This is a genomic window from Geodermatophilus sp. SYSU D00698 (assembly GCF_054050335.1).
On the sequence record NZ_JBJGZD010000006.1, the window covers coordinates 1 to 14,990 of the forward strand.

Annotated in this window: 16 protein-coding genes; 12 read left to right on the plus strand and 4 right to left on the minus strand. The window is 75.4% G+C overall.

Translation table 11 applies throughout. The features are described 5' to 3' along the window. Window positions 1-224: 224 nt before the first annotated feature. Together ACI8AB_RS07135 and ACI8AB_RS07140 are read right to left on the minus strand one after the other, a co-directional pair. Window positions 225-467: a hypothetical protein gene (locus tag ACI8AB_RS07135; protein WP_387993035.1), complete on the minus strand. Its 243-nt coding sequence runs from the start codon at window positions 465-467 to the stop codon at window positions 225-227. 77 nt (window positions 468-544) lie between these two features. Beyond that, entirely contained in the window at window positions 545-1,204 is a 660-nt protein-coding gene (locus tag ACI8AB_RS07140; RefSeq protein ID WP_456949537.1) for an MBL fold metallo-hydrolase, read from the minus strand. Between the two features lie 48 nt (window positions 1,205-1,252). On the opposite strand from ACI8AB_RS07140, the gene ACI8AB_RS07145 reads away from it, so the two are divergent. The 3 genes from ACI8AB_RS07145 (at window position 1,253) to ACI8AB_RS07155 (ending at window position 6,533) form a co-directional block, all read left to right on the plus strand. Then, a complete protein-coding gene (locus ACI8AB_RS07145) occupies window positions 1,253-2,677 on the plus strand; it encodes an amidase (protein WP_456949538.1) in 1,425 nt (474 codons plus the stop codon). A 137-nt stretch (window positions 2,678-2,814) separates the two neighbouring features. Further along, entirely contained in the window at window positions 2,815-5,712 is a 2,898-nt protein-coding gene (gene uvrA, locus ACI8AB_RS07150; RefSeq protein ID WP_456949539.1) for an excinuclease ABC subunit UvrA, read from the plus strand. A gap of 14 nt (window positions 5,713-5,726) precedes the next feature. After that, window positions 5,727-6,533 carry an MBL fold metallo-hydrolase gene (locus ACI8AB_RS07155; RefSeq protein WP_456949540.1) on the plus strand — a complete coding sequence of 269 codons (807 nt, stop codon included), beginning with the start codon at window positions 5,727-5,729 and terminating at the stop codon, window positions 6,531-6,533. Window positions 6,534-6,551: 18 nt separating this feature from the next. Here the strand turns inward: ACI8AB_RS07155 and ACI8AB_RS07160 are convergent, their stop codons facing one another. Then, on the minus strand, window positions 6,552-7,121 hold the full coding sequence (locus ACI8AB_RS07160; protein WP_456949541.1) for a copper resistance CopC family protein: 570 nt from the start codon (window positions 7,119-7,121) through the stop codon (window positions 6,552-6,554). 25 nt (window positions 7,122-7,146) lie between these two features. Continuing rightward, complete coding sequence (locus ACI8AB_RS07165; RefSeq protein ID WP_456949542.1) at window positions 7,147-8,034, minus strand: alpha/beta fold hydrolase; 888 nt, start codon at window positions 8,032-8,034, stop codon at window positions 7,147-7,149. A gap of 661 nt (window positions 8,035-8,695) precedes the next feature. On the opposite strand from ACI8AB_RS07165, the gene ACI8AB_RS07170 reads away from it, so the two are divergent. The 9 genes from ACI8AB_RS07170 (at window position 8,696) to ACI8AB_RS07210 (ending at window position 14,946) form a co-directional block, all read left to right on the plus strand. Next, window positions 8,696-8,842, plus strand: a complete 147-nt coding sequence (locus ACI8AB_RS07170; protein ID WP_456949543.1) for a hypothetical protein — start codon at window positions 8,696-8,698, stop codon at window positions 8,840-8,842. 101 nt (window positions 8,843-8,943) lie between these two features. Continuing rightward, on the plus strand, window positions 8,944-9,378 hold the full coding sequence (locus ACI8AB_RS07175) for a helix-turn-helix domain-containing protein (protein WP_456949544.1): 435 nt from the start codon (window positions 8,944-8,946) through the stop codon (window positions 9,376-9,378). 10 nt (window positions 9,379-9,388) lie between these two features. Next, window positions 9,389-9,811, plus strand: a complete 423-nt coding sequence (locus ACI8AB_RS07180; protein WP_387993008.1) for a VOC family protein — start codon at window positions 9,389-9,391, stop codon at window positions 9,809-9,811. A 182-nt stretch (window positions 9,812-9,993) separates the two neighbouring features. Continuing rightward, window positions 9,994-10,989, plus strand: coding sequence for a Bug family tripartite tricarboxylate transporter substrate binding protein (locus ACI8AB_RS07185; protein WP_456949545.1), 996 nt, complete (start codon window positions 9,994-9,996; stop codon window positions 10,987-10,989). Window positions 10,990-11,012: 23 nt separating this feature from the next. After that, window positions 11,013-11,573: a tripartite tricarboxylate transporter TctB family protein gene (locus ACI8AB_RS07190; RefSeq protein WP_387993003.1), complete on the plus strand. Its 561-nt coding sequence runs from the start codon at window positions 11,013-11,015 to the stop codon at window positions 11,571-11,573. Beyond that, a complete protein-coding gene (locus ACI8AB_RS07195) occupies window positions 11,573-13,156 on the plus strand; it encodes a tripartite tricarboxylate transporter permease (protein WP_456949546.1) in 1,584 nt (527 codons plus the stop codon). Before ACI8AB_RS07190 ends, ACI8AB_RS07195 begins: the two co-directional genes overlap by 1 nt. Beyond that, window positions 13,153-13,569 carry a universal stress protein gene (locus ACI8AB_RS07200; RefSeq protein WP_456949547.1) on the plus strand — a complete coding sequence of 139 codons (417 nt, stop codon included), beginning with the start codon at window positions 13,153-13,155 and terminating at the stop codon, window positions 13,567-13,569. The genes ACI8AB_RS07195 and ACI8AB_RS07200 overlap by 4 nt, the downstream gene beginning before the upstream one ends. Window positions 13,570-13,658: 89 nt before the next feature. After that, the gene (locus ACI8AB_RS07205; protein WP_387992996.1) at window positions 13,659-13,937 is read left to right on the plus strand and encodes a hypothetical protein; all 279 of its coding nucleotides are present in this window, start codon (window positions 13,659-13,661) and stop codon (window positions 13,935-13,937) included. A 76-nt stretch (window positions 13,938-14,013) separates the two neighbouring features. Then, entirely contained in the window at window positions 14,014-14,946 is a 933-nt protein-coding gene (locus ACI8AB_RS07210) for an alpha/beta fold hydrolase (RefSeq protein WP_456949548.1), read from the plus strand. Window positions 14,947-14,990 lie beyond the last annotated feature (44 nt).

The window sequence follows — 14,990 nt, forward strand, 5'->3', positions numbered from 1 at the left end:
CCCCCCCCCCCATCGCCCCCCCCGCCCCCCCCCGACCCCCCGCGCCGGGGGGCCTCGACGCCGGCGGGGGGACGGGCGGCCCCCCCGGGGGCCGCGGCGCGCTCCGGTGGAGCCGCGCACGGCGGCGGTGACCGCGCCGGTCACCGTCCCCGTCGCCGCCCGGCGGCGGGCGCCGACCGCCGTCCTCGACGAGGTCGCGCGCCGACGCCGGGGACGGGCGCCGGTCAGGCGGTGCGTGTCCGCGCGGGCGCCCCGTCGTCCGCGGCCTTGCGCGGTGCGGGGACCGATCGGCGCGTGGGGGTGTCGGGCATCGGGCCCCCGGCGGTGAGCCGGTAGGCCTCCGCCAGCCGGCGCAGGAGCGCGGCCTTCTCCGCGGGCCGCATCGCGGACCGCATGTTCTTCTCGGCCTGGTCCCTGATCGCGGTGAACAGGGCGTCCTGTGCCTCTTGCTTCGCCTGGGAGTGCATCGGAGGCCTCCTCGTGACCCGTCGCCGGCCGTCCTGGCCTGCACGGATCGTCGCACCGGGAGGGCCTCCGCAGCAGGTCACCAGCCGCGGGCGCGCCACTCCGGCAGCGACGGCCGCTCGGCGCCCAGCGTCGTGTCCCTCCCGTGGCCGGGGTAGACCCACGTGTCGTCCGGGAGGACGGCGAACAGCCGCTGCTCGACGTCGTCGATCAGGCTGGCGAACCGCTCGGGGTCCTCCCAGGTGTTGCCGACGCCGCCGGGGAAGAGGCTGTCGCCGGTGAAGGCGTGCGTGCCGGCGCCCTCCGGGCCCCGCCAGACCAGCGCGATGCTGCCGGGCGTGTGCCCGCGCAGGTGCACCACCTCCAGCACCTGCTCGCCGACGGCGACGGTGTCCCCGTGCGCGACCGTCCGGTCGACCGGCACGGGCAGGTCGCCGGCGTCGGCGGCGTGCGCCACCGTCCGCGCCCCGGTGGCCGCGACGACGTCGGGCAGGGCGCGGTGGTGGTCCCAGTGCCCGTGCGTGGTGACGACGGTGCGCAGGTCGGCGTCGCCGATCAGGGCGCGCAGCGTGTCGGGCTCGGCCGCCGCGTCGACGAGCAGCGCCTGGCCCGTGGCGGTGTCCCGCAGCAGGTAGGCGTTGTTGGCCGTCTCGCTGACGGCGACCTTGCTGATCGTGAGCCCGGGCAGCTCCCGCACGTCGGCCGGGCCACCCACCTCGACGTCGCCGGTGTAGGTCATCGGGCCTCCGTTCGAGAACTGTCGGCGAGCGCGGTTACGGTCGCCCGCATGGACGCTAGCGGAGCTCCGGGCGGCGCCCGGCTCGTCGGCCTGCCCGCCTCCGTCCTCGCCGCGCGCGTGCGCGCGGGCGAGGTGTCCGCGGTCGAGGTGGTGCGGGCGCACCTGGCCCACCTCTCTGACGTCGAGCCCCGGATCGGCGCCTTCCGCGTGGTCCGCGCCGGGGAGGCGCTGGCCGAGGCGGCAGCCGTCGACGCCGACCCGCGCCGGGCCACGCTGCCGCTGGCCGGCGTCCCGGTGGCGGTGAAGGACAACGTCGGCATCGCCGGGGAGACGGTGACCGACGGCTGCGCCGCCCACGCCGCCACCGCGGACGCAGACCACGAGGTCGTCACCCGGCTGCGCGCCGCCGGCGCCGTCGTCGTCGGGATCACCCGGGTCCCGGAGCTGTGCCTCTACGCCGCCACCGACGGGCCGGGCACGGTCACCCGCAACCCGTGGGACACCGCGCTGTCCCCGGCCGGGAGCTCCGGCGGCAGCGCCGCCGCGGTCGCCGCGGGAGCGGTCCCGCTGGCGCACGGCAACGACGGGATGGGCTCGCTGCGGCTGCCGGCCGCCGCGTGCGGCCTGGTCACCCTCAAGCCCGGCCGCGGCGTGCTGCCCGGCGGCATCGGCGCCGACGACTGGTCGGGCATGGCGGTCAACGGCGTGCTGGCCACGACGGTCGAGGACGTCGCGCTGGGCACCGCGGTCCTGGCGGGGGAGGACGCCGGCCTGGACTGGTCGGCGGCCGACCCGGGCCGGCCGCTGCGCATCGCCGTCGGCCGGCGCTCGCCCGTGGCCGGCTCGCGGCCCGACGGGCCGGCGCGGGCGGCGGTCGAGCGGACGGCGCGGCTGCTGCGCGGCGCGGGACACGTCGTCGTCGAACGCGACCCGGTGGTCCCGACCGGCGCCGCCGTCGGCGCGATCGCCCGCTGGCTGGCCGGCGCGGAGGACGACGCCGCCGCGCTCGGGCTGGACCGGGCGGCGCTGCAGCCGCGCAGCCGCACCCACGCCCGGCTCGGCCGGCTGGCCCGGCGGGCCGGCCTGGTCCGCCCGGCGACCGCCGAGCGGTTCCGGGAGCGGACGGCGGCGTTCTTCGCCGAGGACGACCTCGACGTGCTGCTGACCCCGATCACCAACGGCCCGCCGCTGCCGGCGCGGCCGTGGCACGAGCGCGGCCTCCTCGCCAACGTCACCGCCAACGCGCGGTGGGCGCCGTGGGCCTCGCCGTGGAACCTGGCGGGGGTCCCGGCGGTCGTGCTGCCCGCCGGGACGCGCGAGGAGGGCGTGCCGCTGGCGGTCCAGCTGGTCGGCCCCCCGAGCAGCGAGACGCGACTACTCTGGCTGGCCGGAGAGCTGGAGCGACGCGCGCCCTGGCGCCGTCACGCCCCGGTGTTCGACCCCGCCGGAGCGCCGTCCCCGGCCTCCGTCTGAGCACCCCCACCCGGCGGCAACGTCGCCGTCGTCACGGATTGCGCGCGGACAGTGACGGCGTTGTCCGTATCGACATCTCGACACACTGACCGCGGCCCGGCGAGACCGGCCGGCCCGGCTGACCGACAGGGATCACTTTGGACCGTCTCGTCGTCCGCGGCGCCCGTGAGCACAACCTCAAGGACGTCCACATCGACCTGCCCCGCGACGCCCTGATCGTCTTCACCGGGCTGTCCGGGTCGGGCAAGTCGAGCCTGGCCTTCGACACGATCTTCGCCGAGGGCCAGCGGCGCTACGTCGAGTCGCTCTCGGCCTACGCCCGCCAGTTCCTCGGCCAGATGGACAAGCCCGACGTCGACTTCATCGAGGGCCTGTCGCCCGCGGTGTCGATCGACCAGAAGTCGACCAACCGCAACCCGCGGTCGACCGTCGGCACCATCACCGAGGTCTACGACTACCTCCGGCTGCTCTACGCCCGCGCCGGCCAGCCGCACTGCCCCAACTGCGGCAAGCCGATCGCCCGCCAGACGCCGCAGCAGATCGTCGACCAGGTGCTGTCGATGGAGGAGGGCACCCGGTTCCAGGTGCTGGCCCCGGTCGTGCGGGCGCGCAAGGGCGAGTACGTCGACCTGTTCAGCTCGTTGCAGACGCAGGGCTTCTCCCGCGTCCGGGTCGACGGCGTGGTGCACCCGCTGACGGAGCCGCCGAAGCTCAAGAAGCAGGAGAAGCACACGATCGAGGTGATCGTGGACCGGCTGACGGTGAAGGAGAGCGCCAAGCGCCGCCTCACCGACTCGGTCGAGACCGCGCTCGGCCTCGCCGGTGGCCTCGTCGTCCTGGACTTCGTCGACCTCCCCGAGGACGACCCGGAGCGCGAGCGGACCTTCTCGGAGCACCTGGCCTGCGTCGACGACGGCCTGTCGTTCGAGGCCCTCGAGCCGCGCTCGTTCTCGTTCAACTCGCCGTTCGGCGCCTGCCCGGAGTGCACCGGCATCGGGACGCGCAAGGAGGTCGACCCCGACCTCGTCGTCCCCGACCCGGAGAAGAGCCTGGCGCAGGGCGCGATCGCCCCGTGGGCGGGGTCGATGAGCAACGAGTACTTCCAGCGGCTGCTGTCCGGGCTGGCCGACCAGCTGGGCTTCTCCATGGACACCCCGTGGGAGGAGCTCCCGGCGAGGGTGCAGAAGGCCGTCCTGCACGGCTCCCCGGACCAGGTGCACGTCCGCTACAAGAACCGCTACGGCCGCGAGCGCAGCTACTACGCCGCGTTCGAGGGCGTGCTGCCGTTCCTCGAGCGCCGGCACGAGGACACCGACAGCGACTACATGCGGGACAAGTACGAGGGCTACATGCGCGACGTGCCCTGTCCCGTGTGCCACGGCACCCGGCTCAAGCCGGAGATCCTCGCGGTGAAGCTCAACGGCCGCTCGATCGCCGAGGTGACCGGCCTGTCGATCGGCGAGGCGGCCGACTGGCTCGGTGCCCTGGAGCTGGGCGAGCGCGAGCGGGCGATCGCCGACCGCGTGCTCAAGGAGATCCAGGCGCGGCTGTCGTTCCTCGTCGACGTCGGCCTGGACTACCTGTCCCTCGACCGGCCGGCGGCCACGCTGGCCGGTGGCGAGGCGCAGCGGATCCGGCTGGCCACGCAGATCGGGTCGGGCCTGGTGGGCGTGCTCTACGTCCTCGACGAGCCGTCGATCGGGCTGCACCAGCGCGACAACACGCGGTTGATCGAGACGCTCGTGCGGCTGCGCGACATGGGCAACACGCTGATCGTCGTCGAGCACGACGAGGACACGATCAAGACCGCCGACTGGGTGGTCGACATCGGCCCCGGTGCCGGGGAGCACGGCGGTGAGGTGATCGTCAGCGGCACGGTCGACGAGCTGCTGGCCAGCGAGCGGTCGCTGACCGGGCAGTACCTGTCGGGCCGGATGGAGATCACGGTCCCGAAGGTGCGCCGGCAGCCGCAGCCCGGCCGCGAGCTGGTCGTGAAGGGCGCCCGCGAGCACAACCTCAAGGGCGTCGACGTGACGTTCCCGCTGGGCATGCTCGTCGCCGTCACCGGGGTGTCGGGCTCGGGCAAGTCCAGCCTGGTCAACGACATCCTCTACACGGTGCTGGCCAACGAGCTGAACCGGGCGCGGATGGTGCCGGGCCGGCACCGGACGGTCACCGGGCTCGAGCACCTGGACAAGGTCGTGCACGTCGACCAGTCGCCGATCGGCCGCACCCCGCGGTCGAACCCGGCTACCTACACCGGCGTGTGGGACCAGATCCGCAAGCTGTTCGCGCAGACGTCGGAGGCGAAGATCCGCGGCTACCAGCCCGGGCGCTTCTCCTTCAACGTCAAGGGCGGGCGCTGCGAGGCGTGTTCCGGCGACGGCACGCTCAAGATCGAGATGAACTTCCTGCCGGACGTCTACGTCCCGTGCGAGGTGTGCAAGGGCGCCCGGTTCAACCGGGAGACGCTCGAGGTGCACTACAAGGGCAAGACGGTCGCCGAGGTGCTCGACATGCCGATCGAGGAGGCCGCCGACTTCTTCGCGGCGATCCCGTCGATCGCGCGGTACCTGCGCACGCTGACCGACGTCGGCCTGGGCTACGTGCGGCTCGGCCAGCCGGCCACCACCCTGTCCGGCGGCGAGGCGCAGCGCGTGAAGCTGGCCAGCGAGCTGCAGAAGCGGTCCAACGGCCGCAGCGTGTACGTCCTCGACGAGCCGACCACCGGCCTGCACTTCGAGGACATCCGCAAGCTGCTCATGGTGCTGCAGGGCCTGGTCGACAAGGGCAACTCGGTGATCGTCATCGAGCACAACCTCGACGTCATCAAGAGCGCCGACTGGCTCGTCGACATGGGTCCCGAGGGCGGGTTCCGCGGCGGCACGGTGGTGGCCGAGGGGCCGCCGGAGTTCGTGGCGTCGATCCCCGAGTCGCACACCGGGCGCTACCTGGTGCCGATGCTCGACCCGGCGGCGATCGAGGCCGCGGCGGCCGGGCCGAAGAAGCGGGCCACGCGCAAGCGCGCCAGCTGACCGGAGCCTCGGGGATGCGCATCGGCGAGGTGCGGGTCGACGCCGTCGCGGACGGGACGTTCGTCGCCCGCCCGAGCTACTTCGGCGCCGACGTCCCGCCCGGCGCGCACCCGGAGCTGTTCGCCCGGGACGACGCCGCGTGGCTGCCGATCGGCTGCTTCGTCGTCCGCACCGGCGACCGGGTCGTCCTGGTCGACGCCGGCATGGGGCCGGAGGCGCAGTCCCTGCCGGACCGGATGCTGCTCGTCGGCGGGCAGCTGCCGACCGGCCTGCGGGCGCTGGGCGTGCGCCCGGACGACGTCACCGACGTGGTGTGCACGCACCTGCACGCCGACCACGTCGGCTGGCTGTTCGGGCCCGACGGCGAGCCGGGGTTCCCCGGGGCGACGATCTGGTTCGGTGCCGCCGACGGCGCCCACTTCGTCGACGGGCCGGGGGAGATGGCCGGCCACGTCCGCACCGGCTTCCGCCGCTGGGCCGGGACGGCGCGGCTGCGCCCGCTCGCGGAGGACGCCACCGTGACGCCCGGGGTCGACGCCCGGCTGACGCCCGGGCACACGCCGGGGCACCTGGCCGTGTCGGTGACCTCCGGCGGGGAGCGCCTGGTGCTGCTCGGCGACGCCGTCACCTGCCCGGTGCAGCTGGCCGAGCCGGGTTGGCGGTCGATGGGCGACGTCGACGCCGCGCTGGCCCACCGCACCCGGCGGCGGCTGTGGCGGGAGCTGGGGGAGGAGGGGACGTCCGGCGTGGGCGCCCACTTCCCGCAGCTGGCGCGTGGCCGCGTGACCCGCTCGGGTGGGCGCTGGGAGCAGGCGGACTGAGGCCGGTCGCGTCGCGCCTCAGCGGCGTCCGCGCCGCACGAGGAACGCGGCGGCCAGGGCCGTCGCGAGCCCGACGGCCACCAGGACGGGTACCGCCCGGGCCGGTGCGCCGCCGTCGTCGGGGCCGGACGCCGTGCCGGTGCGGGCGGGCTCCCCGGTGGGGGGCGTCGGGGTGCCCGGGGCCGGCGCGAGCGGGGACGGCGGTGCCGCGGGTGCGTGGTAGAAGACGAAGACGCCGCGCTGGCGGTGGCCGTCGTCGGAGACCGCCGACCAGGTGACGGTGTGCCGGCCCGCCGTGGTGAGGGCGACGGGCGCGACCAGGACGGCGCCGTCGAGCACGACCGGGCCGGCACCGGCGGACGCGCCGTCCGGCCCCGTGACCGTGACCTCGCCGCCCGCCGGCCGGGCCGCGAAGGTCAGGGTGACCGCCCGCGGGGTCGTCATCACGGTGCTGTCGGCGACCGGCTCGGTGGCGAGCAGCAGCGGGTGCGCCGACGCGGTGCCGGGCGCCGCGAGCGCCAGCCCGAGGGCCAGCAGCGCCGTGAGGAGCAGGCGCGGTGGGATCGTGGGTCCGCGGACGGTCGGCACGAGGGCCTCGGGAAGGGCGGCGCCGCTACGTCCAGCGCCGGATGAGGTCGATCGTCGCCCGATCGACCTCGGTGGGGTGCGAGGCGCTCGGGAAGTGCCGGCCGCCGGCGACGACCCGCAGCTCGGCGTCGGCACTGCTCGTGAAGAGCCCGATCTCCTGCTCGGCGTTCGCGACGGAGTACACCATGTCCTCGGTGCCGTGCATCCACAGGACCGGGCACCGCACGTCGTCCAGGCGCCCGTGCAGGCCGTCGCGGTCGCGCAGGTTGATGCTGGACAGCCGGAGACGGCGGCGGCCGCCGTCTCCGCTGTAGTTCTGCTGGTGCGTCTCGTGCCAGGACGAGCGCTCGGCCGGTGACACGTCCTCGCCGAGCCCCTCGGCGAGGACGGCGTCGACCAGTTCCACCGGGACGGCCCAGTCGTCGCCGACCTCCTCGGCGAGCGCGTGGATGGCCGGGGTGCAGAAGGCGACGCCGTCCCAGCAGCCCAGGTCGCGGCTGCGCGGGCTCTCGTGGTCCATCGAGGTGCCCAGGGGGACGATGCCCGTCACGACGCGTGGCGCCAGCATCGCCATCCGGGCCGCCACCCACCCGCCCTGTGACGTGCCCAGGACGAAGGCCTCGGGGATGCCGAGCGCGTCGAGGACCTGCAGGTCGGCGACGGCCGAGTCCCAGTAGGTGAACTGCTCGTACGAGGCACGGGTGCGGCCGTGGCCGTAGGGCTCGAGCGCGAGCAGGTTGGCGGTGGCGGCGAGGTCCTCGTCGGCGAACCGGGGCCGGTAGAGGTCGGCGGACGTGCTGAAGGAGTTGACCAGGACCAGCGTCGGGAGCGAGGGGTCGTAGGGCCGGCCGAACCGGTGGCCGATGGCCGACGTGCCGAGGTGGGGCACCGTGATCGTTCCCGTGTCCGCCATGGTCGCTCCCGTCGCTCGGGCCGGCGCGCGGCAGGTCGGCCATGCAGGTCGGCCATGCAGGTCGGCCATGCAGGTCGGCCATGCAGGGCGTGCGCCCGTCATCGTCTCCGCGGCGTCCGGGACCGGTCAACGCTCCGGGTCGCACACGCGCCTCGACCCGGGTCCCGCCTCGGCAGGGCGGTGGGGTGGTCGTCGCGGTGAGGCCGGTGGGGGTGGTGACGGTGAGGGTCCCGTCGGCGGCCGGGCGGTGCCGCCAGCCGGGGGCCCGGTGCTCGCCGCGGTGGTGGCCGGCGCAGCAGCCGGCCAGGTCGGGCGCGGCGGTCGGGCGGTCGACCGGGCGATCTCCCGGTCGGCGGCCTGCGCGGCACCCAGCGGCCCGGACGACGGTCCGACCGCCGGCGCCACGGCACCGGGGCGGTCACCACGTCGACCACCTGAGCGCTCATAGGTTCGAAGAACGAGGCGCACGAGCCGCTGACCGGGGAGAACGGCACCACGGTAACAAGACGGCATCGTCCGAGGCGCGGCCGGATGTGATCCGGGGCACGCTGGGACCGTGATTACTGACCGAACAGTCAGTGCGGCCGGCGCGAGCCTCCTGTGCGGCCGGCCGCGGTCCTGCTGGCCGCCGCGGATGAGTCCGGGCGGGGAGACGGGGCTCGTGCACGCCGTCGAGGTGCACCGCAGCGCGGAGGAGTTGACGGGGGAGAACGAGGTCGCGCTCTGCGGCGCGATCGTGCAGGTGCTGGAGGCCCCCTGGCGCGCGGCGGACGACCCGTGCCCGCGGTGCCGCCGGCTCGCGGGGTGAACGGGTAGCCCGAGCCCCCGGCGCCCGCGGACGGCCCTCCGCGGAGTGACGTGCCGCCGTCGTGGGTCAGGATCCCGTCGAGTCCCTGGGATGCTGCCCGGGTGAGCCGGGCCAGCGAGGACTCCAACCGGCGCATGCTGCGGGCGCGGGACGAGATGGACCGCTCCTACGGGGAACCGCTGGACGTCCCGGCGCTCGCCCGCATCGCGCACGTCTCCGAGGCGCACTTCATCCGCACCTTCAAGGAGACCTTCGGCGAGACGCCGCACCGGTACCTGCAGCGCCGGCGGGTGGAGCGGGCGATGTTCCTGCTGCGCAGCACCGACCGCACGGTCACCGACATCTGCATGGCCGTCGGCTTCTCCAGCCTCGGCACGTTCAGCCGGGTCTTCGCCGAGGTCGTGGGGGAGCCCCCGAGCGTCTACCGGCGGCGCGGGCCGTTGGCGCCGGTGCCCTCCTGCTTCGGCATGCGCTGGCTGCGGCCCAGCGAGAAGACAGCAGTTCCGGAGAAGCCCGCCACCGACGCCCGCCCCTAGCGTCGTCGGCATGTTGACCTCCATCTCGATCACCTCCCTCTACGTCCTCGACCAGGACCAGGCGCTGGACTTCTACGTCGGCAAGCTGGGCTTCGAGGTCCAGACCGACCAGCAGTTCGGGCCGATGCGCTTCCTCACCGTCGTCCTGCCCAGCGACCCCGGCCACGCGGTGCTGCTGGAGCGGCCCGCCCCGCCGTCGGTGAGCCCGGAGATCGCCGACACGGTGCGCGACCTGGTCACCAAGGGCGCCGGCGGCGGCCACCTGTTCCTCACCACCGACGACGCGCACAAGACCCACGCCGCGCTCAAGGAGAAGGGCGTCGACCTGCCCGAGGAGCCGGTGGTGCAGCCCTACGGCATCGACTTCGGCTTCCGCGACCCGTTCGGCAACTCCGTCCGCATCGCCCAGATGACCCCGCCGCCCTCGGCGTGACCCGCCGGCCGGGCCCGCCGGGACCGCGTCGCGGTCCCCGGGCCCGGCCGTCACGGAGCCGGCAGGGGCCGGCCGCGGAACCCGCACGTCCGGGTCCGCCGGCTCGACCGCGCCTTGGCCCGCGCCTCCCGCCGGGTCTAGCGTCCGGTGTGACCGCCGTCACCACCGAGGGGAGGCCGTCCGTGACGCTCAGCCGGAGGTCGTTCCTCGCCGGGACGGTGGCCGCCCCGGCGCTGGCGGCCGCGGCCGGGGCGCTCGGCGGGTGTGCCGGCACCGTCGTCCAGCCCGGCGACCTCTCCCGGCTGCGGCTGATGGCGCCGGCCAGCCCCGGCGGCGGGTGGGACACCACGGCGCGCGTCTTCCAGCGGGTCGTCCAGACCAGCGGCCTGGCCCGCAACGTGCAGGTGTTCAACGTCGAGGGCGCCGGCGGCACGATCGGCCTCGGCCAGCTCGCCCGGGAGACCGACGACGCGCTGCTCATGATGATGGGCCTGGTCATGGTCGGCGCCGTCGACACCAACGACTCCGCCACCCGGCTCTCCGACGTCACCCCGATCGCCCGGCTGATCGGCGAGACCGAGCTCATCGTCGCCCCGGCCGAGGCGCCCTACACCGACATCGGGGGCTTCGTGGAGGCGTGGGCCGCCGACCCGGCCGGCACCCCCATCGCCGGCGGCTCGGCCGGCGGGACCGACCAGATCCTCGCCGGGCTGCTGGCCGAGGCCGCCGGCATCGACCCCGGGCAGGTCAACTACATCGCCTACTCCGGCGGCGGTGAGTCGCTCGCCGCGCTGCTCGGCAACCAGGTCGCCGCCGGGATCTCCGGCCCCACCGACTACGGCGAGCAGGTCCGCACCGGCGACCTGATCGGCCTCGCGGTCTCCACGGCCGAGCGGTCCGACCAGGTGCCCGACGTCCCGACCCTGGTCGAGTCCGGCTTCGACGTCGAGGTCTCCAACTGGCGCGGCCTCATGGCCCGGCCGGGGATGTCGCGGGAGGCGCGCGAGGACCTCACGCAGCTCGTCGTGGACGTCCACGACACCCCCGAGTGGGCCGAGGCCGTCGAGACCAACGGCTGGGACGACCTGCTGCTCACCGGCGACGAGTACGGCGACTTCCTGGCCGACGAGGAGGCGCGGGTGCGCGCGATCCTGGAGCAGATCGGGCTCGTGCAGTGAGCGGCGCGTCGCCGGACCCGGACGTGTCCACCGCCGACGCGACCGGCACGCACGACGCCGCGGAGTCGCGGCACCCCGCCCCGCCGCCGGCCGGGGTCAGCCGCGGCGAGCTGGCGATGGTGGTCCTGCTCGGCGCGCTGGGGCTCTACCTCGTCCTCGACGCCGCGAACATCGCCGTCCCCGGCTCGGCGAACGCCATCGGCCCGCGCTTCTTCCCGTACCTGGTCGGCGGGGTGGTCCTGGCCACCGCGCTCGGGCTGGGCTTCCGCGTGCTCAAGGGGGACCGCGGGCCCTCCGACGAGAGCGAGGACGTCGACCCCGACGCCCCGACGTCGTGGGCGGCGGTCGGGGTCATCGCCGTCGCGTTCCTCGGCCACGCGCTGCTCATCAACGTCATCGGCTGGCCGCTGGCGGTCACGCTGATGTTCGCGCTCGTCGCCTGGGCCCTCGGCGCGCGCGGCATCGTGCGGCCGCTGCTGGCCGGCGGGGTGCTCTCGGTCGTCGTCTGGATCGTGTTCGTCAAGGGCCTCGGCGTCGCGCTGCCCGGCGGCACCCTCCTCGAGCTGGCGACGAGCTGGTTCTGATGGGCGCCCTCGCGGACCTGGCCGGCGGCTTCGTCGACGCGCTCACCCCGGTCAACCTGCTGTTCGCGCTGCTCGGCGTGCTGCTGGGCACCGCCGTCGGCGTGCTCCCGGGCATCGGCCCGGCGATGACCGTCGCGCTGCTGCTGCCGGTCACCTACGCGCTGGAGCCGACGACGGCGTTCATCATGTTCGCCGGCATCTACTACGGCGGCATGTACGGCGGCTCGACGACGTCGATCCTGCTCAACACCCCCGGTGAGTCCAGCTCGATCATGACCGCGCTCGAGGGCAACCGGATGGCCAAGGCCGGCCGCGGCGCCGCCGCGCTGGCCACCGCGGCGATCGGGTCGTTCGTCGCCGGCACCATCGCCACGCTGCTGCTGGCGCTGGTCGCCCCGACCGTCGTCGACCTGGCCATCGGCATCACCCCGGCCGACTACTTCGCCCTCGCCGTGCTGGCCTTCGTCGCGGTCGCCACCGTCCTGGGCGCCTCGCCGCTGCGCGGGCTGGCCTCCCTCGGCGTCGGCCTCTACCTCGGGCTGGTCGGCACCGACGTGCTCACCGGGCAGGAGCGGTTCACCCTCGGCGTCCCGCAGCTGGCCGACGGCATCGACGTCGTCGTGGTGGCGGTGGCGCTGTTCGCGGTGGGGGAGGCGCTGTACGTCGCCTCCCGGCTGCGCCGCGGGCCGGTGCAGGTGATGGCCGCCTCCGGGCCCTGGCTCACGCGCCGCGACCTGCGCCGCTCGGTCGGCCCGTGGCTGCGCGGGACGGCGCTGGGCTTCCCGCTCGGCGCGCTGCCGGCCGGCGGCGCGGAGATCCCGACGTTCCTGTCCTACGCCGCGGAACGGAAGCTCACGAAGCACCCGGAGGAGTTCGGCCGCGGGGCGATCGAGGGCGTCGCCGGACCGGAGGCGGCCAACAACGCCGCGGCCGCGGGCGTCCTCGTCCCGCTGCTCACCCTCGGCCTGCCCACCTCGGCCACCGCGGCGATCATCCTGGCCGCCTTCCAGGGCTACGGCATCCAGCCCGGCCCGACGCTGCTGTCCACCGAGTCCTCGCTGGTCTGGACGCTGATCGCCGCGCTCCTCGTCGGCAACGTCATGCTGCTGGTGCTCAACCTGCCGCTGGCCCGGGTGTGGGTGCAGCTGCTGCGCGTCCCGCGGCCCTACCTCTACGCCGGGATCCTGCTGTTCGCCTCGCTGGGCTGCTACGCGGTCAACGCCGACCCGCTGGACCTGGTCCTGCTGCTGGTCCTCGGCATGCTGGGGTTCGCGATGCGCCGCTACGGCTGGCCGGTGGCCCCCGCGGTCATCGGGCTGATCCTCGGCCCGGTCGCGGAGACCAACCTCCGGCGCGCGCTGGCGATCAGCAGCGGCGACCTCGGCGTGCTGGTCGAGACCTGGTTCAGCCGGGTCGTGCTGTTCCTGGCGCTGCTCGCCCTGGTGCTGCCGGTGGTGCTGCGGGCCGTGCGCGGCCGCCGCTCCACCCCGGAGGAGCTGCAGGCGGGGGAGGGGCTGCGGCACCACGAGCACGGGCAGGACGAGCGCGTCGGTGCGCGCGCCGACGGGGAGGAGGAGCGGTGAGCCGGCAGCCGGTGGTCGTCGTCGGGCACGTGCCCACCCCGCGCGGGCAGGCGGCGCTCGAGCACGCCCTGGCCGAGGCGCACCGCCGCGGCGCCCGGCTCGTCGTGGTCAACAGCAGCCGCGGCGACGCGCTGGTCGACGAGGAGTACCTGCAGGGCGCCCCGCTGCGCCGGCTGCAGGACGAGCTCACCGTCTCCGGCCTGCCCGTCGAGCTGCGCCAGCCGATCGGCCGCGACGTCGCCGAGGAGCTCGCCGACGCGGTCTCCGAGACCGGCGCGGAGCTGCTGGTCATCGGCCTGCGCCGGCGCAGCGTCGTCGGCAAGCTGCTCATGGGCAGCGCGGCCCAGCGGATCCTGCTCACCGTCGACTGCCCGATCCTCGCCGTGAAGGGCCCTCCCGCGGCGACGGCTTGAACGCCGGGCGTCACTGCGCTTATCTTCTGTGTGACGGACGTCACGCCGCCGGACCGGCGTGGCGGGGTCCTCGATGGATGGAGTCGCCCATGAGCGCGCTCACGCCCGACTGCGATCCCGACCTGGCGCACTGCGGTCAGCCCCGGCCCAGTGACGGGATCCGCTCCACGCTGGTCCTCGTGGGGCTCGTGGCCGTGGTGGCGTCCGCCGTGGGCACCGGGACCGTCTCCGGCGTGACGGCCTTCCTCGCCGGCGGGGTCGGGCTGGTCGCGGCGCTCCTGCTGGGGAGCCGCGCGGTCCGCCTGGGCCGGCGCGCCGTCGCGGCGGTGCACCTGCCGGCGCTGCACCGCTCCCGCCCGGCCGGCTGACCCCCGCCCGCCCTGCGGCGGGACGGGCGGACCGGCAGGCTGACCTCCGACGACGACGTCCGAGGAGGCCAGCCCCGTGACCCTGCCCGCCGATCCTACCCTCGTCCCCGCCGCCGACGGCACGCGGCTCGCCGAGCGCCGCTGGACCCCCGACGGCGAGGTGCGCGCGGTCGTGCAGGTGGTGCACGGGCTGTCCGAGCACGCCGGCCGCTACGGCCGCCTGGCCGCCGCGCTCACCGCCCGCGGGTTCGCCGTGGCCGCGCAGGACCAGCGCGGCCACGGGCTCACCGCGCGGTCGACCGGCCCCGGCCGGTTCGGCGACCCCGCCGCCGGTCACGCCGCGGGCAGCGACGCCGTCCTCGACGACGTCCGCGAGCTGGGCCGCCGGCTGGCCGCCGACCACCCCGGCGTCCCCTCCGTGCTGCTCGGCCACTCGCTCGGCTCGGCGGTCGCGCTGGCCTCGGCCGAGCGGGACGGCGACGGGCTGGCCGGGCTGGTGCTGTCCGGGCCGATCGGCGTGGCACCGCACCTCGCCGCGACGGCGGAGCAGCTCGAGGCCGCGGTGGCCGGCGGGGCGGGCGACGAGCCGATGGAGGCCCTCGCCGCCTTCAACGCGCCGTTCGAGCCGGCGCGCACGCCCTACGACTGGCTGACCCGCGACCCCGCCGAGGTCGACGCCTACCTCGCCGACCCGCTGTGCGGCGACGGCGTCCCGCCCACCCACCGGTACGGCGCCGGCATGTTCACCCTCGCCGCCCGCGCCGCGGCCCCCGAGGCCGTCGCCGGGCTGCCGGACGGCCTGCCGGTGCTGCTGCTGTCCGGGCGGCGCGACCCGGTCGGCGGCGAGGACGCCGCCCAGGTGACCGCGCTCGCCGGCCTGCTGCGCGAGCGTGGCCTGCCGGTGGAGCAGCACGTCTACCCCGACGCCCGCCACGAGGTGTTCAACGAGACCAACCGGGACGAGGTGACCGCCGACCTGCTCGCCTGGCTGGAGTCGCGGGTGGGCTGAACCACACGGATGTGCTTCCCCGCGACCGAGGGTGAGCAGACCGT